General features: G+C 63.9%; 1 pseudogene. It reads left to right on the plus strand.

The features are described from left to right. Positions 1-233 (plus strand): annotated as a pseudogene (gene truB, locus EOB49_RS38560) (tRNA pseudouridine(55) synthase TruB); the annotation flags it as partial.

The following is a 233-nucleotide window of genomic DNA, read 5'->3' on the forward strand; positions in this document are numbered from 1 at the left end:
TGTGCGCTCGCTGGCCCGCGACATGGGCCGCGACATGGGCTGTTTCGGCCATATCAGCGAATTGCGCCGGGTCGAGGTCGAACCGTTCACCTCGGTGGACTTCGTTACCATCGCCGAGTTGGAAGTTGCCCGTTTCGGCGTGGTGGAGGGAAACGCGGACGCGACTGATATCGCCGACGCTACGGTAGCCGCCGACACGGCAGAGGCTGCCGACAAGGTGGAAGTGCCAATCG

The organism is Mesorhizobium sp. M7A.F.Ca.MR.148.00.0.0, from assembly GCF_003997735.1.
In the GTDB taxonomy this organism is placed as follows: Bacteria; Pseudomonadota; Alphaproteobacteria; order Rhizobiales; family Rhizobiaceae; genus Mesorhizobium.